The organism is Enterobacter sp. V89_11 (genome assembly GCF_029967775.1).
Taxonomy (GTDB): domain Bacteria; phylum Pseudomonadota; class Gammaproteobacteria; order Enterobacterales; family Enterobacteriaceae; genus Enterobacter; species Enterobacter ludwigii.
Genome location: NZ_JASCAN010000026.1, coordinates 189,608 through 212,211, shown reverse-complemented (window position 1 = coordinate 212,211; position 22,604 = coordinate 189,608). Strand labels below are relative to the sequence as shown.

The 22,604-nt window shown below is 53.0% G+C and carries 25 protein-coding genes; 13 read left to right on the top strand and 12 right to left on the bottom strand.

The genetic code is table 11. From position 1 onward, the window contains the following. Positions 1-222: 222 nt before the first annotated feature. The gene (gene ves / locus QLG09_RS20725) at positions 223-780 is read left to right on the top strand and encodes an environmental stress-induced protein Ves (RefSeq protein ID WP_020884419.1); all 558 of its coding nucleotides are present in this window, start codon (positions 223-225) and stop codon (positions 778-780) included. On the opposite strand, the gene cho is transcribed toward ves, so the two are convergent. Next, the gene (cho, locus tag QLG09_RS20720) at positions 758-1,636 is read right to left on the bottom strand and encodes an excinuclease Cho (RefSeq protein ID WP_014169671.1); all 879 of its coding nucleotides are present in this window, start codon (positions 1,634-1,636) and stop codon (positions 758-760) included. The genes ves and cho overlap by 23 nt on opposite strands. A 123-nt stretch (positions 1,637-1,759) precedes the next feature. Then, positions 1,760-2,587, bottom strand: a complete 828-nt coding sequence (nadE, locus tag QLG09_RS20715; protein WP_020884418.1) for an ammonia-dependent NAD(+) synthetase — start codon at positions 2,585-2,587, stop codon at positions 1,760-1,762. A 232-nt stretch (positions 2,588-2,819) separates the two neighbouring features. Here nadE and osmE point away from each other — a divergent pair, with 232 nt between their 5' ends. The 7 genes from osmE (at position 2,820) to chbG (ending at position 8,680) form a co-directional block, all read left to right on the top strand. Next, positions 2,820-3,164 (top strand): osmotically-inducible lipoprotein OsmE, encoded by a 345-nt coding sequence (gene osmE, locus QLG09_RS20710; protein WP_014169673.1) that lies wholly within the window; start codon positions 2,820-2,822, stop codon positions 3,162-3,164. A 281-nt stretch (positions 3,165-3,445) separates the two neighbouring features. Then, positions 3,446-3,763 carry a PTS N,N'-diacetylchitobiose transporter subunit IIB gene (gene chbB / locus QLG09_RS20705; RefSeq protein ID WP_008500676.1) on the top strand — a complete coding sequence of 106 codons (318 nt, stop codon included), beginning with the start codon at positions 3,446-3,448 and terminating at the stop codon, positions 3,761-3,763. Positions 3,764-3,842: 79 nt separating this feature from the next. Continuing rightward, a complete protein-coding gene (chbC, locus tag QLG09_RS20700) occupies positions 3,843-5,201 on the top strand; it encodes a PTS N,N'-diacetylchitobiose transporter subunit IIC (RefSeq protein ID WP_014169674.1) in 1,359 nt (452 codons plus the stop codon). 47 nt (positions 5,202-5,248) lie between these two features. Continuing rightward, on the top strand, positions 5,249-5,596 hold the full coding sequence (gene chbA, locus QLG09_RS20695; RefSeq protein WP_020884417.1) for a PTS N,N'-diacetylchitobiose transporter subunit IIA: 348 nt from the start codon (positions 5,249-5,251) through the stop codon (positions 5,594-5,596). Positions 5,597-5,601: 5 nt separating this feature from the next. After that, on the top strand, positions 5,602-6,444 hold the full coding sequence (gene chbR, locus QLG09_RS20690; RefSeq protein ID WP_127341458.1) for a transcriptional regulator ChbR: 843 nt from the start codon (positions 5,602-5,604) through the stop codon (positions 6,442-6,444). 110 nt (positions 6,445-6,554) lie between these two features. Continuing rightward, the gene (locus QLG09_RS20685) at positions 6,555-7,910 is read left to right on the top strand and encodes a 6-phospho-beta-glucosidase (RefSeq protein WP_049023184.1); all 1,356 of its coding nucleotides are present in this window, start codon (positions 6,555-6,557) and stop codon (positions 7,908-7,910) included. A gap of 11 nt (positions 7,911-7,921) precedes the next feature. Then, positions 7,922-8,680, top strand: coding sequence for a chitin disaccharide deacetylase (gene chbG / locus QLG09_RS20680; protein WP_032677967.1), 759 nt, complete (start codon positions 7,922-7,924; stop codon positions 8,678-8,680). A gap of 85 nt (positions 8,681-8,765) precedes the next feature. Here chbG and katE read toward each other — a convergent pair whose 3' ends face one another. Beyond that, positions 8,766-11,015: a catalase HPII gene (katE, locus tag QLG09_RS20675; RefSeq protein ID WP_282489348.1), complete on the bottom strand. Its 2,250-nt coding sequence runs from the start codon at positions 11,013-11,015 to the stop codon at positions 8,766-8,768. 202 nt (positions 11,016-11,217) lie between these two features. Here katE and cedA point away from each other — a divergent pair, with 202 nt between their 5' ends. Then, positions 11,218-11,457 carry a cell division activator CedA gene (gene cedA / locus QLG09_RS20670; protein ID WP_025204404.1) on the top strand — a complete coding sequence of 80 codons (240 nt, stop codon included), beginning with the start codon at positions 11,218-11,220 and terminating at the stop codon, positions 11,455-11,457. Positions 11,458-11,508: 51 nt separating this feature from the next. Here the strand turns inward: cedA and QLG09_RS20665 are convergent, their stop codons facing one another. From QLG09_RS20665 to hxpB, 4 genes are all read right to left on the bottom strand, one after another. Next, complete coding sequence (locus QLG09_RS20665; RefSeq protein WP_282489347.1) at positions 11,509-12,900, bottom strand: L-cystine transporter; 1,392 nt, start codon at positions 12,898-12,900, stop codon at positions 11,509-11,511. Between the two features lie 127 nt (positions 12,901-13,027). After that, entirely contained in the window at positions 13,028-13,618 is a 591-nt protein-coding gene (locus QLG09_RS20660; protein ID WP_020884412.1) for a metal-dependent hydrolase, read from the bottom strand. A gap of 93 nt (positions 13,619-13,711) precedes the next feature. Continuing rightward, positions 13,712-14,473 carry a 2-dehydro-3-deoxy-D-gluconate 5-dehydrogenase KduD gene (kduD, locus tag QLG09_RS20655; RefSeq protein ID WP_014169683.1) on the bottom strand — a complete coding sequence of 254 codons (762 nt, stop codon included), beginning with the start codon at positions 14,471-14,473 and terminating at the stop codon, positions 13,712-13,714. A gap of 130 nt (positions 14,474-14,603) precedes the next feature. After that, a complete protein-coding gene (hxpB, locus tag QLG09_RS20650; RefSeq protein WP_025204401.1) occupies positions 14,604-15,275 on the bottom strand; it encodes a hexitol phosphatase HxpB in 672 nt (223 codons plus the stop codon). A gap of 148 nt (positions 15,276-15,423) precedes the next feature. On the opposite strand from hxpB, the gene QLG09_RS20645 reads away from it, so the two are divergent. Next, positions 15,424-15,960 carry a YniB family protein gene (locus QLG09_RS20645; protein ID WP_014169686.1) on the top strand — a complete coding sequence of 179 codons (537 nt, stop codon included), beginning with the start codon at positions 15,424-15,426 and terminating at the stop codon, positions 15,958-15,960. 36 nt (positions 15,961-15,996) lie between these two features. On the opposite strand, the gene QLG09_RS20640 is transcribed toward QLG09_RS20645, so the two are convergent. From QLG09_RS20640 to pfkB, 3 genes are all read right to left on the bottom strand, one after another. Continuing rightward, complete coding sequence (locus QLG09_RS20640; RefSeq protein ID WP_014169687.1) at positions 15,997-16,857, bottom strand: fructosamine kinase family protein; 861 nt, start codon at positions 16,855-16,857, stop codon at positions 15,997-15,999. 105 nt (positions 16,858-16,962) lie between these two features. Further along, positions 16,963-17,253, bottom strand: a complete 291-nt coding sequence (ghoS, locus tag QLG09_RS20635; protein WP_014169688.1) for a type V toxin-antitoxin system endoribonuclease antitoxin GhoS — start codon at positions 17,251-17,253, stop codon at positions 16,963-16,965. Between the two features lie 105 nt (positions 17,254-17,358). Beyond that, entirely contained in the window at positions 17,359-18,291 is a 933-nt protein-coding gene (gene pfkB, locus QLG09_RS20630) for a 6-phosphofructokinase II (RefSeq protein WP_020884409.1), read from the bottom strand. A gap of 295 nt (positions 18,292-18,586) precedes the next feature. Here pfkB and QLG09_RS20625 point away from each other — a divergent pair, with 295 nt between their 5' ends. Then, positions 18,587-19,345: a YdiY family protein gene (locus tag QLG09_RS20625; protein WP_025204400.1), complete on the top strand. Its 759-nt coding sequence runs from the start codon at positions 18,587-18,589 to the stop codon at positions 19,343-19,345. 272 nt (positions 19,346-19,617) lie between these two features. Next, positions 19,618-19,851: a hypothetical protein gene (locus QLG09_RS20620; protein WP_014169691.1), complete on the top strand. Its 234-nt coding sequence runs from the start codon at positions 19,618-19,620 to the stop codon at positions 19,849-19,851. A gap of 198 nt (positions 19,852-20,049) precedes the next feature. On the opposite strand, the gene yniD is transcribed toward QLG09_RS20620, so the two are convergent. Further along, the gene (gene yniD / locus QLG09_RS20615) at positions 20,050-20,157 is read right to left on the bottom strand and encodes a small membrane protein YniD (protein ID WP_008500658.1); all 108 of its coding nucleotides are present in this window, start codon (positions 20,155-20,157) and stop codon (positions 20,050-20,052) included. Positions 20,158-20,256: 99 nt separating this feature from the next. Beyond that, positions 20,257-20,349, bottom strand: coding sequence for a stress response membrane protein YncL (gene yncL, locus QLG09_RS20610; RefSeq protein WP_021241082.1), 93 nt, complete (start codon positions 20,347-20,349; stop codon positions 20,257-20,259). Positions 20,350-20,672: 323 nt separating this feature from the next. Between yncL and thrS the strand changes: the two genes are divergently transcribed. Beyond that, positions 20,673-22,601, top strand: coding sequence for a threonine--tRNA ligase (thrS, locus tag QLG09_RS20605; RefSeq protein WP_014169692.1), 1,929 nt, complete (start codon positions 20,673-20,675; stop codon positions 22,599-22,601). Positions 22,602-22,604: the final 3 nt, after the last annotated feature.

Genomic DNA, 22,604 nt, shown 5'->3' with positions numbered 1-22,604 from the left:
CTTTCCTGCCCTCTTGTCTGCCGCCGCCAGAGCGGTATTCTCCTGTAGTCGCTTCAGAGAATGTTTGCAGAGTCATGGCGTTATAATTTTTATTAACGTTCCGCTAAGGCCTGCCCGCTCTGCTGCCGATACTGTGTCTGTGAAAACCCAACGATAACAAACAAGACAGCAACGATAGCGATATCCTTGCCCTGGCACAGGTTGTGCCTTTCAGGAGTGGTGATGGAGTTCTTTGATATCCGTAAGATGCCGGTCAGCCTCTGGCGCAATGGCGCAGGCGAGACGCGGGAAATTTGTTGTTTTCCGCCCGCAACGCGCGATTTTTACTGGCGTGCCAGTATCGCGACCATCGCCAGCAATGGCGAATTCTCCTCTTTTCCCGGTGTCGATCGGGTGATTACCTTGCTTGAAGGGGGTGAGGTAACGCTGGATGCCGGTCAGGCGTTCTGCCATACCCTGAAACATCATCAGCCATACCATTTTTCCGGCGATCAGCCGGTGAAAGCGCTGCTTTCCGAAGGACGGATGTCGATGGATTTCAACATCATGACCCGGCGTGACCGTTGTCAGGCGAAAGTGCGTGTCGCTGACCGCACCTTTACCACGTTCGGCTCCCGCGGGGGCGTCGCGTTCGTGTTAAGCGGGGCGTGGCAGCTTGGCGATAAGTTGCTGACGGCCGATCAGGGCGCCAGCTGGGAGGAGGGCGTCCATACTCTCCGCCTGCTGGAGGCTCAGGGCACCTTATTATTCAGCGAAATTAACTGGCTGCCGGGGCACTAAGCTCAATGACCTCATACTTGCCGGTTAACACGGGCTTGCAGAGAATTTTGTAGCCATCGTGGTCGAAACCGGCGGGTGTGCGCAGCAAGGTTGCCGCATCGTTTACATCGTCAACAGCTCCCAGCCAGAGCCAGTTATTGATGATGTGATACTGGGTCATCGCGTCACCGACTTCTTTTAGCGCAACGGCACCCTCCCACGGCCAGCAGTTAACGCTAAGCGCCGCCAGCCCTGCAAGGAGCCGGGCGTGGTGTTCCTCAATGCTTTCTTTCCCGCAGCAGGCCCCTGCGCAGCGCTTTAACGCTGAGCGGAAACAGGCACGCCCGCGGGTGGTTGCTTCGAGGCCTAGCAGGCTGTAGCACAGCTGTAACTCATCGGCCAGCGTTTGCAGAGCCTGCAGAGCCGCCCGTTTGTTAGCGAACAGCCCGTAGAGATTGGGGGCGTGAGAAAAATCGACTTCGCGTGCGTAGACAACCTGCGGCTTACCGGCGTTTATCTGCAGGGAGCAGAGTTGCCGGTTGCGGCGCAGGCGCTTATTGAACAGCGGCTGTTGCTCTTTGATCAGCCGCGCTTCCAGTAAGAGCGCGCCCATCTCTCCGGCGGTACGAAACCAGGTGATACGTCGCGACTGGCGCAGCATTGCCGCCTCGTCTGGCGTACGCAGATGAGACATGACCCGGCTGCGAATATTTACGCTTTTGCCAATGTAGAGCGGAAGGGTGTCACTCTCACCGTGAAAGATATACACGCCCGGCTGTTTAGGCAGTTCCTCAAGCCAGGGGCGAAGATGTTCGGGATATTCGTAGATAGCCGCCGCTTCAAACTCAAGACGCGGGGCGGATTGACGCCTGCTCACATACTACTCCATATACTGTTCAGGCATACAGTGTAGCAGAGCCGGTTTGGTTAAAAAAGAGCCGGATGGCGCAACGGACGGTGCGGGCGAACACCCCCTCCCCAGAGAGAGGGTGCCAGAGTGTTACTTTTTCCAGAAATCATCGAACACGGTGATCGGCGGGCGACGCTTGTGCTCGGTTTTCAGATACCAGCTTTCAATGATCTTCGCGGTACCTTCATCCAGTTTTTTGCCTTCCAGATAATCATCAATATTGTCATAGGTGACACCCAGGGCCGCTTCATCCGGCAGGGAGGGGCGATCGTCTTCCAGATCTGCCGTTGGCGCTTTCTTGTAAAGGTGCTCCGGGCAACCCAGCGCGGCAAGCAGCTGCTTACCCTGACGTTTGTTCAGACGGAAGAGCGGGTTAATATCGGTACCGCCGTCGCCATACTTGGTGAAGAAACCCGTGATGGCTTCTGCCGCATGATCGGTACCGACCACAACGCCTTTGGTCATCCCGGCAATGCTGTATTGCGCTTTCATACGTTCACGGGCTTTTTCATTGCCGCGGACAAAATCGCTCAACTCAATGCCTGCTTCGCGAAGCGCCTGCTCGCTGGCCAGCACCGATCCTTTGATATTGACGGTGAGCACGCGATCGGGCTGGATGAAGGCGATGGCATCCTGGCAATCCTGTTCATCAGCCTGCACGCCATAGGGAAGACGCACGGCAATAAACTGCAGCGCGTCATCACCCGTCTCTTCGCGGAGCTCTGAAATTGCCATCTGGCAGAGTTTACCGGCCAGGGTAGAGTCCTGACCGCCGCTGATGCCCAGCACCAGGGATTTCAGGAACGAGTGAGTTTTTAAATAAGACTTTAAAAAATCCACGCTGCGGCGGATCTCTTCTTGTGCGTCTACCGCGGGCTTTGCGCCCAGCGCCTGAATAATCTCTTGTTGCAGAGCCATCACGCCCTCCATATGCAGAACATAAACAGATTGTGTTAACTGTTAAAACTAACCCTTTGAACGAGAAACGACAAGGATCACAGTTTCGAGTGCGCTAAATTGCGGCGATTTAGCAGGTTATCGTTGTTTTATTAGAATTTTCCGAAATTCGTCTGGCGGAATTCACAAAGTTGAACAATAGTACTTTTTATTCCATGCTTAGATAACACGCTGATAAACAAGAGGACGGAATATGAACAAGAACGTAGCAGGAATTCTTAGCGCAGCGGCGGTACTGACTATGCTGGCAGGGTGTACGGCCTACGACCGCACCAAAGATCAGTTTACACAGCCCGTAGTGAAAGATGTCAAAAAAGGCATGACCCGTTCGCAGGTGGCTGCGATTGCCGGCAAGCCTTCTTCTGAAGTGACAATGATTCATGCACGCGGTACCTGCCAGACCTATATCCTGGGTCAACGTGATGGTAAGGCAGAGACCTACTTCGTTGCGTTGGATGAGACCGGTCATGTGATCAACTCCGGTTACCAGACCTGTACTGAATACGATACCGATCCGCAGGCACCTAAGGCGCAGTAACCCTTCTTGCCTGAGTATGTTAACAAACCGGCCGTTTGGCCGGTTTTTTTATACATACGTAAATCTTATTTCTTCTCGCGAATTATTTGCCTGAAATGTGAAGGTAGTCAACACGCCAGGTCAATGAGAGACAATTTGCCCCTGTGCAGAATTATCTCCTGTCTGTACCATTGCGTATACTCACTCCAACGACAAACAACAGTAAGCAAACTACCTGTCTGCCAGGATAGCGAGTCGAGTGATAGCGCGATGGCAGGTAGTCATACGAGAGGGAAGTTACTATGGAAAAGAAACATATCTATCTGTTCTGCTCAGCAGGCATGTCAACCTCGCTTCTGGTGTCAAAGATGCGTGCTCAGGCTGAGAAGTATGAAGTCCCGGTGGTGATCGAAGCGTTTCCGGAGACGCTGGCGGGCGAAAAGGGCCAGACAGCCGACGTCGTTTTACTGGGGCCGCAAATTGCCTATATGTTGCCCGAAATTCAACGTCTGTTACCCAATAAACCGGTCGAAGTGATCGATTCGGGATTGTACGGCAAGATTGATGGTTTAGGTGTATTGAAAGCTGCTGTTGCAGCAATTAAAAAAGCTGCTAATTAATTTTTATTTTTCCCGTCAAAGAGTTATTTCACACACAATACGCCGTAACCTGCGTTGCGGCATTTAAGGGTATTTTCCTATGAGTAAAGTCATCGCTTCACTTGAAAAGGTACTCCTTCCTTTTGCTGTTAAAATAGGAAAGCAGCCTCACGTTAATGCCATCAAAAACGGTTTTATTAGATTAATGCCGTTGACGCTGGCTGGGGCAATGTTCGTTTTAATTAACAATGTTTTTCTGAGCTTTGGTGAAGGTTCCTTTTTTTATTCATTAGGAATTCGATTAGACGCTTCCACAATTGAAACCCTTAATGGTTTAAAAGCCATCGGCGGCAACGTATATAACGGTACGTTAGGTATTATGTCGCTGATGGCCCCTTTCTTTATTGGCATGGCACTGGCGGAAGAGCGGAAAGTGGATCCGCTGGCCGCAGGTTTATTATCCATTGCCGCCTTTATGACCGTGACGCCATACAGCGTCGGTGAGGCCTATGCCGTAGGGGCCAACTGGCTGGGGGGCGCTAATATCATCTCCGGTATCGTTATCGGTCTGGTGGTTGCGGAGATGTTCACCTTTATTATTCGTCGCAACTGGGTTATCCGTTTACCGGATAGCGTGCCGGCGTCCGTTTCTCGTTCATTTTCCGCGTTGATTCCAGGCTTCATTATTCTCTCCATCATGGGGATTATCGCCTGGGCGCTCTCTCATTGGGGCACTAACTTCCACCAGATCATCATGGACTCTATCTCAACGCCGCTGGCGTCAATGGGTAGCGTGGTCGGTTGGGCGTATGTGATTTTCACCTCCCTGCTGTGGTTCTTTGGCGTGCATGGTTCACTGGCACTGGCGGCGCTGGACAGCGGTATCATGACCCCATGGGCACTGGAAAACGTTGCACTTTACCAGCAGTACGGCTCTGTTGACGCGGCGCTGGCAGCCGGTAAAACCTTCCATGTGTGGGCGAAGCCGATGCTCGACTCTTATATCTTCCTGGGGGGTACCGGGGCGACGCTGGGTCTGATCATCGCGGTCTTTATTGTTTCTCGTCGCGCTGACCATCGTCAGGTTGCGAAGCTGGCACTGCCGTCAGGCATCTTCCAGATAAACGAGCCGATTCTGTTTGGTCTGCCAATCATCATGAACCCGGTGATGTTCATTCCGTTCATTCTGGTTCAGCCACTGCTGGCGGCCATAACCCTGACGGCCTATTACCTGGGCATTATCCCGCCCGTCACCAACATTGCGCCGTGGACCATGCCGGCGGGTCTGGGGGCGTTCTTCAACACCAACGGTAGCGTGGCTGCCTTCCTGCTGGCGATATTCAACCTCGGGATTGCAACACTGCTCTATATGCCATTCGTGGCGATAGCAAACAAAGCTGCAACCGTTATCGATGAAGAAGAGAGCGAAGAGGATATCGCCCTCGCACTGAAATTCTAAAATTGCACGGCGCGGGGCAACCCGCGCCAGCCAAAAGGAGCTTAAAAATGTTAGATTTGGACAGTATTGTCGCAGAAGAAACCGCAGAGAACGATCTGGAAGAGGTGGTGATGGGGCTTATCATCAATTCCGGGCAGGCGCGTAGCCTGGCGTATGCCGCGCTCAAGCAGGCCAAGCAGGGTGATTTCGCAGCCGCGAAAACCATGATGGAACAGTCCCGTACGGCGCTGAATGAAGCGCACCTGGTGCAGACAAAGCTTATCGAAAGCGACCAGGGTGAAGGCAAGATGAAGGTCAGTCTGGTGCTGGTGCATGCGCAGGATCATCTGATGACGTCGATGCTGGCACGTGAACTGGTGGCCGAGTTAATTGAGCTTCACGAGAAGATGCAGTAAGGCAGATTTTGCAGCAGGAGGTCAGCGCGATGGAAATAAAAACCGCACTTGAACAGCAACTGTTTAATGGCAAAAATTTTCACGTGATTATTTACAACAAGACGGAGAGCGCGAGCGGTCTGCATCAGCATGACTACTATGAGTTCACGATTGTTCTGACCGGTCGCTACTACCAGGAAATCAACGGCAAGCGCGTCCTGCTTGAGCGGGGAGATTTCGTCTTCCTGCCGATGGGGTCCCATCACCAGAGCTTTTATGAATTTGGTGCAACCCGCATTCTTAATGTAGGTGTCAGCAGACGCTTCTTTGAGAAACACTATCTGCCGCTGGTGCCGTTCTGCTTTGTGGCCTCGCAGGTCTATCGCATCAAAAACGAGTTCATGACCTGGATTGAAACGGTTATCGCCTCGCTTAACTTTCGCGAGAATGAATTTGATGAGTTTATTGAAACGGTGACGTTTTATGTGATGAACCGTCTGCGCCATCATCGTGAAGAGCAGCAGGTAAGCGATGATATTCCGCAGTGGCTGCGCAGTACGGTTGAACTGATGCACGATAAAGGACAATTCAGCGAAAATGCGCTGGAAAATATGGTCGCTTTGTCCGGTAAATCACAGGAATATCTGACCCGAGCAACTCAGCGTTATTATCGTAAAACGCCAGTGCAAATTATTAATGAAATCCGCATTAATTTTGCTAAAAAACAGCTGGAAATAACCAACTACTCGGTTACCGATATTGCTTATGAGTCAGGCTACAGTAGCCCCAGCTTGTTTATTAAGACCTTTAAGAAATTGACTTCGTTCACACCGAACAGTTACCGGAAGAACCTGACGGTAATTAATTAAATTTCGGCGGATTTACCCGCCACAAATATTGCCTTGATTGCTTGCCCACAGAGCGGGAAGAGTACGCTACACCTTGCAGGCGATTAACCTGATATGCTAAGGGAGATATTATGCAGAAGAAATTAAAAGTCGTAACCATTGGCGGCGGCAGCAGTTATACCCCGGAATTACTCGAAGGTTTCCTGAAACGTTATCATGAATTACCGGTCAGCGAATTATGGCTGGTGGACGTTGAGGAAGGTCAGGAGAAACTGAATATCATTTTTGAGCTCTGCAAGCGGATGGTCGCGAAAGCCGGTGTGCCATTGACCGTGCATAAAACCCTCGACCGTCGTCTGGCGCTGCAGGATGCCGACTTCGTGACGACCCAGCTGCGCGTCGGCCAGCTCAAAGCGCGTGAAATGGATGAACGTATTCCACTGAGCCACGGCTATCTGGGACAGGAGACCAACGGCGCGGGCGGCCTGTTCAAGGGGCTGCGTACCATTCCGGTCATTTTTGACATCATCAACGATGTGGAAGCGATCTGCCCCAACGCGTGGGTGATTAACTTTACCAACCCGGCCGGGATGGTGACCGAGGCGGTCTATCGCCACACCGATTTCAAACGCTTTATCGGCGTCTGTAATATTCCGATTGGCATGAAGATGTTCATCAGCGATGTGCTGGAGTTGACCGATAACGACGATCTTTCTATCGATCTCTTTGGCCTGAACCACATGGTGTTTATCAAAGATGTCATCGTGAATGGTCAGTCTCGCTTTAGCGAACTGCTTGACGGCGTAGCCTCCGGACGTCTGACCGCTGCGTCAGTGAAAAACATCTTTGACCTGCCGTTCAGCGAAGGGCTGATCCGCTCGCTTAATCTGCTGCCTTGCTCATACCTGCTTTACTACTTCAAACAGAAAGAGATGCTGGCCATCGAGATGGGTGAGTACTATAAGGGTGGCGCACGCGCTCAGGTGGTGCAGAAAGTTGAAAAGCAGCTGTTTGATTTGTATAAAGATCCGAACCTGAACGTGAAACCGAAAGAGCTTGAGCTGCGCGGCGGAGCGTATTATTCCGATGCGGCGTGTGAAGTGATCAACGCCATTTACAACGACAAGCAGGCCGAGCACTACGTCAATGTGCCGCATCACGGTCATATCGACAATATCCCGGCTGACTGGGCCGTTGAGATGACCTGCATTCTGGGACGTGATGGCGCCAGGCCGCATCCACGGATTACCCACTTTGACGACAAAGTGATGGGGTTGATCCACACCATCAAAGGGTTTGAAGTGGCAGCCAGCAACGCGGCGCTGAGCGGTGAACTCAATGACGTTCTTCTGGCACTCAATCTCAGCCCGCTGGTCCATTCCGATCGCGATGCCGAGCAACTGGCCAGCGAAATGATTCTGGCGCATGAAAAATGGTTGCCTAATTTTGCCGCCACGATTGAGAAGCTGAAATTCAAACAGCACTGAGAGGATGTGTGATGGAAAACCTGCTGATCGTCAATGCTGATGATTTTGGTCTCTCAAAAGGTCAAAACTACGGCATTATTGAAGCCTGCCGCCGGGGTGTGGTGACCTCAACAACGGCACTGGTTAATGGTGACGCGGTTGAACACGCCGCGCAGCTCAGCCGCGAAGTGCCAGCGCTGGGCGTCGGCATGCACTTTGTATTGACGCTCGGGATGCCGCTTTCACCGATGCCAGGACTGACGCGGGACGGACAGCTGGGCAAATGGATTTGGGAGCAGGCAGAGCAGGGCACGCTGCCGCTCGAGGAGATTACCCGCGAGCTGGACTGTCAGTTCAACCGTTTCGTCGATCTCTTTGGCCGTGAACCCACGCATATTGACAGCCATCATCACGTGCATATGATCCCGGCACTTTTCCCGTCAGTGGCGGAATTTGCACAGCGCAAAGGCGTGGCAATGCGCGTGGATCGTGAGGTGCAGGCGCTGCACGGGCTGTCATTGTCTTCTGTGCCCACAACGGACGGATTCAGTAGCGCGTTCTACGGCGACGAGATTAGCGAAGCGCTGTTCCTGCAGGTGCTGGATGAGTCCGCCGCGCGCGGGGAACGGTCGCTGGAAGTGATGGCACACCCTGCGTTTGTCGATAACATTGTGCGTAAAAGTGCCTACTGCTGGCCGCGACTGGCGGAACTGGATGTGCTGACGTCGGCATCGCTGAAATACGCCATTGCCGAGCGTGGGTACCGTCTGGGCACCTTTGAGGATGTATGAAAATAGCCCGGAGGCGCGGTGCCTGCCGGGCTGAGTAAACGATGTCAATCAGCGCCGGGTCGGGCAAAGCCAGACCCGGCTTTTCTTATGCTGGTATCCGATCAATCTTACTGCTGCGTGACCACACACGGTGCGCTGCGAGCAGATCGAACAGCTTCGTCATAAACGCATCATCGACGTTATCGCCTTCGACAATACCATCTTCACCTTGCTCAGCCACCTTCAGGTGCGCTTTAAACTGTCGCGCATCGCCGGACAGGGCGATCGGCTTCAGGTGCTTATAGGCTTCCAGCAGATAATAAATCGCATCGCCATTGTTCAGCAGACTGTCGATGTCGCCGCACGGCACAATCACCGCATCAACGGTGAGCGATGGTGCTCCGGCAAAGGTGGCCGCAACCGGCAGCACTGAACCGTCGTCGGCGGTCACTTCCCCCATGCGGGAATAGAGCAGTTTGGCGTGAACGCCTTTGGTTTTCAGCGCCTGCATAATCCCCAGCACGTCGCTGGCACGGGTGTTGTCATTCAGCAGAATGGCCACTACCCGGCCCTTTATCGAGCCACCCGGCACCGCATACAGACTCAGGGACGGATCTTTCTTCAGGCCGTTAACGTCTTTCGGTGGGGCCGCATTGCGTTGCTCATCCGTCAGCGTAATGCCAAGGTTATCCGCCACGCTCTGGGCAAGCTGAATATCGATATGGGCGAGCTGATCGACCACGCGCTCGCGGATGTAAGTCCGCACCACTTTGCTCAGTTCAAAGCTAAAGCCGCCGATAATGTGCTGTTGCTCGATCGGCGTCTGGCTGTTCCAGAACAGGCGAGGTTGGGCATAATACTCGCCGAATGACGGGCTACGCTCGCGGATTTTATTGCCATCGATGCGCTCCTGGTACGACTCAAAACCACCGCGTTTCGGTCCCGGCGGCGTTTCGCGCGGCCAGTTATCGTTGATGGAGTTCGGCTCATAGTTAGCCGGATTGGTATCGATATCCTGGCGATGCATCCCGTCGCGCTGGAAATTGTGGTACGGGCAGGTTGGACGGTTAATCGGAATTTCGTGGAAGTTGGGCCCGCCAAGGCGACTGATCTGCGTATCGGTATAGGAGAACAATCGCCCCTGCAGGAGGGGATCGTTCGTGAAATCCAGCCCCGGAACGATATGTCCCGGGTGGAACGCGACCTGCTCATTTTCGGCAAAGAAGTTGTCCGGGTTACGGTTGAGCACCATTTTACCCACCAGCTGAACCGGCACCAGCTCCTCTGGGATCAGCTTTGTCGGGTCGAGAAGGTCGAAATCAAAGTTAAACTCATCCTCTTCCGGGATCAGCTGTAACCCCAGTTCATATTCCGGGAAGTCACCGGCTTCAATCGACTCCCACAACTCACGGCGGTGGAAGTCCGGATCGCGCCCGGTCAGCTTCTGGGCTTCATCCCACACCAGCGAGGCTTTGCCCGCCACAGGCTTCCAGTGGAAGCGTACGAATGTGGCTTTCCCGTCCGCGTTGATCATCCTGAAGGTATGAATACCAAACCCTTCCATCGTGCGGTAGCTGCGCGGAATACCCCGGTCTGACATCGCCCACATCACGTTGTGTAACGTTTCTGGCTGCAGTGAGACATAATCCCAGAAGGTGTCATGCGCACTTTGTCCCTGCGGTATGGCCCAGTGGGGCTCCGGTTTTACCGCATGGACAAAGTCAGGAAATTTATGCGCATCCTGAATGAAGAACACCGGGGTGTTATTACCGACGAGATCGAAAATACCCTCTTCGGTATAAAATTTGGTGGCGAAGCCGCGGATATCACGCACGGTATCTGCCGAACCCGCGCCGCCCTGCACGGTAGAAAAGCGGACAAAGACCGGTGTGATTTTGTCTGGATCGGAAAGGAAATCCGCTTTGGTTATCTCTTTGAGGCTTTTGTAGGGCTGGAAGTAGCCGTGTGCCGCGGAGCCACGCGCGTGAACGATGCGCTCAGGTATACGTTCATGGTCAAAATGGGTGATTTTTTCCCGCAGAATAAAATCTTCCAGCAGGGTCTGTCCGCGCGTTCCCGCACGCAGCGAGTTCTGATCGTCAGCAATGCGCACGCCCTGGTTGGTGGTAAGTGCAAAACCTTCGCCGCCTTTACGGTGGGACTCAAGGGATTTCAGCTTCTCGTTTCCGGTATCCGGGGATTTCATACTTCCCGGCGCGGTAGGCTGTTCGCCAGGTGCGGAAGGGCCGGGGGACGGGCGGTGAGAGCCGTCCGCTGGGGCCAGAGAGTCCATGCCTGGTTGAGATTCTTCAGTGCCATGAATGGGTGATTGATGTGTTTTATCTTTGTTCGACATTGCACGCTTCTCCTTTATCCATTGCTAAAAACCTTGTTAACTATAGAACAATGTGGCGAAAGGGCGGGCGAACTAAGAGTTTTCAGATGACCTGGTTAAGGAATGCGCTATCAGAGCGATGCAGGGCGCGACGCGTGGGGGGAGGATCGGCTATCATAGAATTTTCCTGCTTCCAGAATGTGCTTTAGTGAACCCGTCGCTTATGAAACCTTTTCGTCAACAAAACCGCCCTGTCATTAGCTACGTGCCCCGCGTCGAACCCGCGCCGCCCGAACACGCCCTGAAGGTGGATGGTTTTCGTGATGTCTGGCAACTGCGCGGTAAATACGTAGCGTTTGTTCTGATGGGAGAACACTTCCGCCGTTCGCCCGCGTTTTCGGGGCCGGAGTCGGCCCAGCGATGGGCGAACCAGGTCCGCCAGGATGAAGAGATTGAAGAATAACAGCCAAAAAAAACCGCCATCAGGCGGTTTTTTTCATTTATCCATCCGTGATTAACGGTGCGCCAGTTCAGCGTCGTCTTCACTTTCCAGAATGGTTTTATCGGTCTGCTTCAGCCACTGGCTGGTCAACGTACCGGCGGTCATGGAACCGCTCACGTTCAGCGCAGTACGACCCATGTCGATCAGCGGCTCAACGGAGATCAGCAGGGCAACCAGCGTCACCGGCAGACCCAGGGCCGGCAGGACAATCAGCGCGGCGAAGGTTGCGCCACCGCCAACACCCGCAACGCCTGCGGAGCTGATGGTAACAATCCCGACCAGCGTGGCAATCCAGACGGGATCCAGTGGGTTGATACCCACGGTCGGAGCAACCATTACCGCCAGCATTGCAGGGTAGAGACCTGCGCAACCGTTCTGACCAATGGTGGCACCAAAGGAGGCAGAGAAGCTGGCAATAGATTCCGGTACGCCCAGACGACGGGTCTGCGCTTCAACGTTCAGCGGAATAGACGCGGCGCTGGAACGGCTGGTAAACGCAAAGGTCAGTACCGGCCACACTTTACGGAAGTATTTCAGCGGGCTAACGCCATTGACGCCCAGCAGGATACCGTGCACCACGAACATAATGCCCAGGCCCAGATAAGAGGCGACGACGAAGCTACCCAGCTTAATGATGTCCTGCAGGTTAGAGCCGGCAACCACTTTGGTCATCAGCGCCAGAACACCGTAAGGGGTCAACTGCATCACCAGACGGACCAGCTTCATTACCCAGCTTTGCAGGGTATCGATAGCCACCAGCACGCGCTCGCCTTTCGGCGCGTCGTCTTTCAGCAGCTTCAGCGCCGCCACACCGAGGAAGGCCGCAAAGATCACCACGCTGATAATGGAGGTTGGGCTGGCACCGGTCAGGTCAGCAAACGGGTTCTTCGGCACGAAAGAGAGCACCATCTGTGGCACCGTCAGGTCAGCGACTTTACCCACGTAGTTGGTCTGAATCGCGGTAAGACGCGCCGTTTCAGCCGTACCCTGGACCAGACCTTCAGCGGTCAGCTCGAACAGGTTGGTGACCAGCACACCGACCAGAGCTGCAATCAGCGTGGTAAATAGCAGCGTACCGATGGTCAGGAAGCTGATTTTACCCAACTGGGTGGCGTTATGCAGACGGGCAACGGCGCTCAGAATAGAGGCAAACACCAGCGGCATAACGATCATCTGCAGCAGCTGGACATAGCCGTTACCGACGATGTTGAACCACTGAATAGAATCTTTCAGAACTGGATTATCGGAGCCGTAAATAGCCTGCAACGCCAGACCAAACACGACACCCATGGCCAGACCAACCAGCACTTTCTTCGCGAGGCTCCACTGTTTGTGGCGCGCTTGCGCGAGAAGCAATAGCAATACAACGAACACTACAATGTTCGCGATGAGTGGAAAATTCATCCCCGTTCTCCTGATTTATTATACGGTCGGTTTTTACCGATCCTGTTGGCGCAAGGTTATCAGAAGTGTGATGTGGCGCTTATATTCAAATGGAATGGGTTATGACAAATGGAAATAATTTGTGTGCTTAATGTTCAATCTGGTGATTAATGAAACGATTGAACTGAAATTGCAGCGAATTGATCATCTGGGATGACCAGCGCACTGCACTGTTTTCGGGCAAGGTTTGCGGCATCCAGACGGCGTAGGCAAAGAGCGCCATACACAACACACGCTCAAGCTGATTACCTTTCTGCGGCGCAAGAATGGGCAAACGGAAACGCCAGCGGCATGGCCAGAGCAGCGGCACGCCCGCAGGCGTCAGCATATCGGCAAGGATATGGCTTAAATAACCCAGCACCATTCCCTGGATAGCATCGGCGGGCACTATCCAGCTCTCAGGGACTTTTAAATAGAACAGGGTGAGCAGGCCGAATACGGCCAGCAGGCTGTGGGTAAACCCACGGTGACCAAACGCGCGGGCGATGGGTTTTGATATCCACTTTAGCCGCTGTCCCAGGAATGACTTTGGATGGTCGATATCGGGCAGCAGACAGGTCAACACGGCGGACGGGACAATATGCCACCAGTCCCCCTGTGCGAGCACAGGGGTAAGTTCAGCGTTTTTGGCAAAAACTGCGCACGCAATGGAAAAAAGCAGATGGCCTTCCGCCGTCATGATAAAACCCACAAAACTGTCAATTCATACAGTATAGGGTTTTTATACAGTAGACGAAAGAGGTGACGGTGTAACTGTATGTCACAAACGCGCCTAGCGCGCCAGCCAGCCCCCGTCGACGGCTAACGTATGACCGTTCACGTAATCCGAGGCGGCGGAGGCTAAAAAGACCACCGGTCCCTGCAGGTCTTCCGGAACTCCCCAGCGCCCGGCAGGTATCCGGTCGAGGATCTCCTGGCTGCGCTGCTGGTCATCTCGCAGTTGCTGAGTGTTGTTGGTCGCCATGTAGCCTGGCGCGATGGCGTTAACATTGATGCCGTGTGTCGCCCATTCATTCGCCAGCAGACGCGTGATCCCCAACACGCCGCTTTTGGACGCGGTGTAAGAGGGCACGCGGATGCCGCCCTGGAATGAGAGCATCGAGGCGATATTAATGATTTTCCCGCCCTGGCCCTGCGCAATAAACTGTTTAGCCACGGCCTGGGAGAGGAAAAAAAGCGATTTCAGATTCAGGTTGATGACGTCGTCCCAGTCCTTTTCGCTGAACGCGAGAGCATCTTCACGGCGTATGGTCCCGGCATTATTCACCAGAATATCGACTCGCCCCATCTCAGCAACCGCGCTGTCAACAACGTTCTGAAGACTCTCTTGCTGACTGAGGTCGGCCCGAATCGCCCTGAACCGCCTTCCGAGTGCGCTAATGCAGGCAGCCGTTTCCTCCGGCGCTTTGCGGTTAACACCCACGATGTCGCATCCCGCCTGCGCCAGCGCAATGGCCATGGCTTGTCCCAGACCGGTATCGCATCCGGTGACGATGGCCACTTTTCCTGACAGAGTGAAGTTATCCAGTATCATACGCGCCTCAGAAGTAAGGTTATTGTCATTCTGACGCTAAGGATAGAAGCGGGGGATAAGAAAAGCAAACAAAATGAAACGATGTTTTGTTTTTAAAGCAGGCAGCCTGACGCTGCCTGAAAGGGGCGGGTTACTCGCCGCGCAGGTGCTGCGCCGTCAGCTCAACCAGTGAGTTCAGCTTCACGTCGGCAAGGGCAAAACGGGGATCGTGTCGGCCTTCCTCCGCGGGAACAACAATCGAGCGCATGCGCGCGGCCTTCGAGGCCACCATTCCGTTAACGGAATCTTCCAGCGCGACACAGCAGAGAGGATCAAGACCGAGTTTAGCGGCGCAGTCGAGATAGACCTGCGGGTGCGGCTTGCTGTATGGCAACGTTTCCGCTGAGGCCAGCGCGTCGAAGCTGTCGCGCAGCTCAAACATGGTCAGTACTTTTTCCAGCATATGCAGCGGTGAAGCTGACGCCAGGCCAACTTTCAACCCCTGCGCTTTACACAGCGCGACGGCTTCACGCACGCCGGGCAGCAGGGGCTTGCTCTCTTCCACCAGTGAGATGGCGCGGCTGATAATGCGCGCGGTCACTTCGTCGCGATCGGGTCCCACCCACGGCTGCTGGGCATACCACAGGTCCACCACCATATCGATGCGCAGACCAAGCGTATCCGGAAGTTCATTACGGCGGCTGATATCAACGCCCAGGCTGGCGATAACGTCCAGTTCGGCGCGATCCCACAACGGTTCGGAATCGATCAGTAATCCATCCATGTCAAAAATTGCGGCAAGAATCTGGCGCGGTGTCGACATCACAACGTCTCCTTATCCAGGGTGTACGACAGACGATAAATGCTAAGTGCACTCTGCAATTTAGCATATTGCCTTTAAAGAGCGGGCGAAAATGATGGTCAGCAGGTAGACTTAGGCAGAAATAACGCGTCTTTATGAAGGGGAACTGATGACGTATCAACAAGCTGGACGCATTGCTGTCTTAAAACGTATTGCTGGCTGGGTAATTTTTATTCCAGCCGTCATTTCGACGCTGATCTCTGTGCTCAAATTTATGTACGATCACAGTGAAAAACAGCCAGGTATTAATGCGGTAATGCTTGATTTTGCTCATGTCATGATTGAAATGATGCGTTTTAACACGCCGTTTCTGAATGTCTTTTGGTTCAATTCGCCGACGCCGAATTTTCATCAGCAGTTGAATCTCGGGTTTTGGGTGATCTACGCGCTGATCTTTATTGGTATGGCGTTGCAGGCCTCTGGCGCACGCATGAGCCGTCAGACGCGCTTTTTACGCGAAGGTGTGGAAGACCAGATGATTCTCGAACAGGCGAAAGGCCCGGAAGGGATGAGCCGCGAGCAGATTGAGTCCCGCATTGTTGTGCCGCGTCACACCATTTTCCTGCAAATTTTCCCGCTGTATATCCTGCCAGTCATTATCATCGTGGCGGGGTACTTCTTCTTTTCGCTGTTGGGATTCCTGTAACCGATAAGGGTGGCGACATAGCCACCCGTCCCGCCATTACGCGGCAAGCACACGTTCAAGTGCCCTCTGGGCATTGACCAGATGTTCTCCGCCAAACAGAATGGCGCGGTTCATCAGTGTGTACAGCTGATACACCGGCTGGCGCTCAAGAAAACCCTGCGGCAGAGGCAGCACGGACTGGTACCCGTCGTAAATTTGCGGCGGTTGCTCAGGGTGCAGTGGCAGCATCGCCAGGTCACACTCCCTGTCGCCCCAGTAACAGGCCGGGTCGAAGATATAGGGGCCGTCAGGACCCAGCGCGCAGTTATCTGACCACAAATCGCCGTGCAGCAGAGACGGCTGAGGCTGGTGGGATGCCAGACGCTGCTGAATGTGTTCGACGATGGCATCGATATTGCCAAACTCCAGACCTTTCTCCGCAGCCAGTTCCAGCTGCCAGCCAATGCGTTGCTCAGCAAAGAATGTCGACCAGCGTCGTTGCCAGGCGTTAGGTTGTGGAGTGGTGGAGAGGTCGTTGTCAAAATCGAGACCAAACTGCGGCTGGTCGCTCCATTGATGCAGTCGCGCTAACTGTTGGCCGAGAATGAAGGCGTTATGGGCGTCTAACGGGCGGGCAGGAAGAAATTCCATGACCAGAAAACTGTAGTCGCGGTCGCTGCCCACGGCCCAGACCTGCGGGACCGTCACCGTTTTACTGCGCGACAACAGTTCCAGCTGGTCGGCTTCGGCGGTGAAAATCGGAAGCAGCTCTCGCTCATCGCATTTAACAAAGAGATCGCGCCCGGCGTAGCGTAAGTGCCATGCGGCGTGGATTTCTCCGCCTGGCAGTTCGTTCCGCAGTTCAATTTCACCTTCACCCAGTTGCTCACTTAAAAGATGACTGATAGCCTGCCACATGTTGTCTCTCCCATGTTGTCTGCCAGATCATAAAGTTAGCGCATAATTGCGGTAAAAAAATACGAACTAACGCACACCTGAGCGGTTTAAATTCATGCAGGGCACTTATTGTTCTTTTTTCTGCCAGCTTTCCCAGGTATCAAGATCAATTTCTGCCGCTTTGTCGGTCACGCTTTCGACCAGACTGGCCGCCAGAGCGTGAACCTCTTCTTTACTCAGGGCGCTGATCAGGCCAAACGTCAGGGTGCCTAAATCATGGATATTGCCCTCGTCATCCGTGAGTGTGAGCAGGAAATTGGCCCGGGTAAAGGCGTTGTTGAGCTCATTAAGCTCGGTCAGCGACGCTTGATGAATGTTGATGGTAACGACGTAGCGGGTGATGTCACCACTGCTCATAATTCACCTCATTGTTATCTTGGAAGTTTTCTTAGCATAGTCGATAGGCTGCGTTTGGCGACTATGCCGCGTATTTCCCCTTCACAGAGAAGGGGAAAAGGGGGATTAATTTCGGGACAGGTAATCGACGATTTTTTGCGTGTCGCTAAGCGAACAGAGACGTGTGCCCTGGTTGATGGTGGCAGCGCTACCCGCTGCGACGCCGTAGCGTGTCATCTCCAGTAATGAAGCACCCTGGGCCAGTTTCAGGGTCATCGCTCCAACCATGCTATCACCTGCGCCCACGGTACTCTGGCTTTTCATCGGCGGCGGGACAACCTGAACGGACCCCGTTTCGTCCACGGCCAGGGCACCCTGCGGGCCAAGGGAGACCACGACCCGTCGCGCTTTGCCGCTGTGAACCAGCTCCTGCGCGGCGGTGAGGACATCGTCCGGCTGGTTCAGCTCGCGGTTCACCAGCGCGCTTAACTCTTTCTGATTGGGTTTAACCAGCTCAAGATTGCCCGGCGTCAGGGCTGCCTGCAGTGCCTCGCCGCTACTGTCGACAATGCAGCGGATACCGCGTTGCTGCGCGGCCCGAATCAGCGCCGTCAGTTTTTCCGTGCTGACACCGGGCGGCAGGCTGCCGCTTATCACCAGCAGAGCACCGCTCTCAATGGCCAGCACCTTCTCTTCAAGCTGACGAAACTCATCTTCACTGAGTTTTGCACCCGGCATGACGAAACGGTATTGCTCGCCGCTGGACTCCACGTGCACATGCAGGTTTTGCCGCGTCCAGTCTTTGGCCTCGACGGTCTGCGAGGCCACCTGTTCATCGGCCAGCAGAGAGACCAGGTGCTCACCGGTCGCGCCGCCTGTGGGGAAAATTGCTGTCGCCTTTCCACCGAGGTGCGTTATGGCTCGCGCCACATTGATACCGCCGCCGCCGGGCTCAAACACCGGGGCGCTGCAGCGCAATTTACCTTCCGGGTAAATCTGGGGCGTCAGGGTGGCGGAGTCGAGGGAAGGGGAGAGCGTCAGGGTGTAGATAGAAACCATCATTACCTCCTTTTAGCGTGGGTTCCTTTTAGTCTGGCACCATTTGTCAGGAAGGCAATGTAAATAACAGTATGATTTTAAATATGAATACTGACATAAAGTCTGCTGCGGCTTATATAAAATAAAACGCTTTTTGAGATCGTTCTTATTCAAAAAATGAAATAAGAAATCATTGCTATGTTATTTGCGGCTTTTTATAATTTGTTACCTTTCTCTGGACGCCTTGTCATTGATCCTCAAGAAAGTTTCCGGGACCGTGTGGTCTCTTTTTTTGTTGTACGGACTCCTTAATAAAATGAAGCTTTTGAAGACAGTACCCGCTGCACTGATGCTGGCGGGTGGCGTGTTTGCTGCAATGAACGCGACCGCAGATGATTCCGTTTTTACTGTCATGGACGATCCAGCCACCGCGCAAAAACCGTTTGAAGGTAACCTGAACGCTGGCTATCTTGCACAATCCGGTAACACGAAAAGCTCCTCTCTCACGGCGGACAGTACGCTGACCTGGTACGGTAATACCACCGCCTGGTCTCTGTGGGGAAATGCCAGTAACACCTCCGCGAATGACGAACGCTCTTCCGAGAAATATGCGGTTGGCGGACGTAGCCGTTACAACATGACCGACTTTGACTACCTGTTTGGTCAGGCCAGCTGGTTAACTGACCGTTACAACGGCTATCGCCAGCGTGATGTGTTCACTGCCGGTTACGGTCGTCAGTTCCTGAACGGTCCGGTACACAGTTTACGTTTTGAATTCGGTCCAGGTGTGCGCTACGACGAGTACACCGACGGCGAAACCAAAACTCAACCGCTCGGTTACGCTTCCGGCACCTATGCCTGGCAGATGACTGACAACACCAAATTTACCCAGGGGGTGTCTGTGTTTGGTGCCGACGATACGACGCTGAACTCAGAAACAGCGCTGAACGTGGCCATCAACGAACACTTTGGCCTGAAAGTGGCCTACAACGTCACCTGGAACTCTTCTCCTCCTGATTCTGCTCCGGATCATACCGACCGCAGAACCACGGTTTCACTGGGTTATAAAATGTAATATTCTCGGGCCGATTACGCTATCGGCCCGTTTTTTATTTTTTGAAACTGTGCTGTTTTATATTAAACGCTGTTTTGAAATATCTGGTCTGCTGATATCTCCATAATTTCTTCATAATGCATTTTCATTAATTTTCGGCTTATTTGACACGAATTGATAACGTGACAGGCTAGGCAAAAGTGTGATCTGGATCTACACTCTTAGCACGGGCAGAATTCGGCCTTAAGGTATTTAGCATTATTAGCATTAAATGTAGAAAGAGAAAAAACATTATGAAAAAAATCAAAACTGCCGCAGCAGCGATGGTGCTTTCCGCACTGTCTTTTGGCGTATTTGCTGCTGATGAAACCACCCCGACAGCCAGTGAGACCCACAGCCAAATCGGCATTGCGAAAGCCGCTGACGTTGAAGCCGGGTCTAACATCGCGCCAGCCTCTCAGTCCACAGGTCAGTCTATGAATGATGCTTTTGACGTCCATAAACTGGTTGCAGGTGAATGGTCCTGATGGGTTTTGCCGTGTTGTTATTGACGTTTAAACGCTAATTCAACGCGCCAAAAAAACCGGATTTTGTGGTACCGGTTTTTTCGCGGTAAACCTATTTGACGTAAACGTATCGTCCGTATTTCGTCCTGGCGGTGAATGTCCGCAAAAGGGTATTACGGATAACGATGTTATTCCCTGCGCAGTTATTTATATCCACATTCAGCCCCAAATCATTGCCGCCCAACGCAGAAGCAGCATCGCGCCGCAGATGGCAATCAGCACCAGTACCATTTTCCAGTGTTTTACGGCAAATCGTTTTGTTGGCATAACCTGATCCTTGTAAGTTGATGCGAACAGTCTACCAAACAGGGCGGGGAAATGCCCCTTCTCCAGTGGTGAATCAGGTTATGCCTGCTTCCGGTTCGGTTAGAACCAGTGGAATCGTTCTGCAAGAATCAACAATAAACCGGTGGCTGAAAGGATGTTCAATATCACAACCGTTCTACTTGATACGTTCATGGTATGCACCTTTGGGTTTAAAGACTTGTTCAAGAGTAGCCCAGCATCTCTGGAATGCGAGCACCGGAGATATGCGCCCTGCAAATTCATGCGAAAGTGCCAGCGCAGCAATCTGCCCGCAAAGGGTGCAATCTCTCTTTTGTTAGTGTTACCATTGCAGGGCTTGCCGTAAATCCGCATTTATCTGATTTTCGGTGGGTGAATGATCGCGAGCCAATTTGACGATTGTTGGTCAGATGGTGTCGTAATCTATTGTCAAATCACGATTATTTTCTTTGTATATGCTCTTATGTGTGGGGCATCACTGCAAATAAGGATATAAAATGCCTGTAATTACTCTTCCTGATGGCAGCCAACGCCATTACGACCACGCTGTAAGCCCAATGGATGTTGCCCTGGACATTGGTCCTGGACTCGCGAAAGCAACCATCGCTGGCCGTGTTAATGGTGAGCTGGTTGATGCATCTGACCTGATTGAAAGCGATGCGCAGCTGTCTATCATCACAGCGAAAGACGAAGAAGGTCTGGAGATCATTCGTCACTCCTGCGCGCACCTGTTAGGTCATGCGATCAAACAGCTGTGGCCGAACACCAAAATGGCGATCGGTCCGGTTATCGACAACGGTTTCTACTATGACGTTGATCTTGACCATACCCTGACTCAGGAAGATATCGACGCGCTCGAAAAACGTATGCACGAGCTCGCCGAAACTAACTATGACGTCATTAAGAAGAAAGTCAGCTGGCACGAAGCGCGTGAAACCTTCGTGAAGCGTGGCGAGAGCTATAAAGTCTCTATTCTTGATGAAAACATCTCTCATGATGACAAGCCTGGCTTGTACCATCACGAAGAATACGTCGACATGTGCCGTGGTCCGCACGTGCCGAACATGCGCTTCTGTCATCACTTTAAGCTGATGAAAATCGCGGGCGCCTACTGGCGTGGCGATAGCAACAACAAGATGTTGCAGCGTATCTATGGTACCGCGTGGGCCGATAAAAAAGCCCTTAACGCCTACCTGCAGCGCCTGGAAGAGGCGGCTAAACGTGACCACCGTAAAATCGGTAAGCAGCTTGACCTGTACCACATGCAGGAAGAAGCGCCGGGTATGGTGTTCTGGCACAATGACGGCTGGACTATCTTCCGTGAACTGGAAACGTTCGTACGCTCCAAGCTGAAAGAGTACCAGTATCAGGAAGTGAAAGGCCCGTTCATGATGGACCGTGTGCTGTGGGAAAAAACCGGCCACTGGGACAACTACAAAGATGCGATGTTCACCACCTCTTCTGAGAACCGTGAATACTGCATTAAGCCAATGAACTGCCCTGGCCACGTTCAGATCTTCAACCAGGGTCTGAAATCCTACCGCGATCTGCCGCTGCGTATGGCAGAGTTCGGTAGCTGCCACCGTAACGAGCCATCAGGTGCATTGCACGGTCTGATGCGTGTTCGTGGCTTTACTCAGGATGATGCGCATATCTTCTGTACTGAAGATCAGGTTCGTGATGAAGTTAACGCCTGTATTCGTATGGTCTACGATATGTACAGCACCTTTGGCTTCGAGAAGATCGTTGTCAAACTCTCAACGCGTCCGGAAAAACGTATCGGTAGCGATGAGACCTGGGATCGCGCAGAAGCGGATCTCGCCGTGGCGCTGGAAGAGAACGGCATTCCGTTTGAATACCAGCTGGGCGAGGGCGCATTCTACGGTCCGAAAATTGAATTTACCCTGTATGACTGCCTCGATCGCGCATGGCAGTGCGGTACTGTACAGCTGGACTTCTCCCTGCCGCAGCGTTTAAGCGCCTCTTATGTTGGCGAAGACAACGAACGTCAGGTACCGGTTATGATTCACCGTGCAATCCTCGGTTCTCTGGAGCGCTTCATCGGCATCCTGACTGAAGAGTTTGCCGGCTTCTTCCCAACCTGGCTTGCGCCAGTGCAGGTCGTGGTGATGAACATTACCGATTCTCAGGCTGAATACGTTAAAGAATTGACGCAGAAACTACAAAATGCGGGCATTCGCGTAAAAGCAGACTTGAGAAATGAGAAGATTGGCTTTAAAATCCGCGAGCACACTTTACGTCGTGTCCCGTATATGTTGGTCTGTGGTGATAAAGAGGTGGAAGCAGGCAAAGTTGCCGTTCGCACCCGCCGTGGTAAAGACCTGGGGAGCCTGGACGTAAGTGAAGTGATTGAGAAGCTGCAACAAGAGATTCGCAGCCGCAGTCTTCAACAACTGGAGGAATAAGGT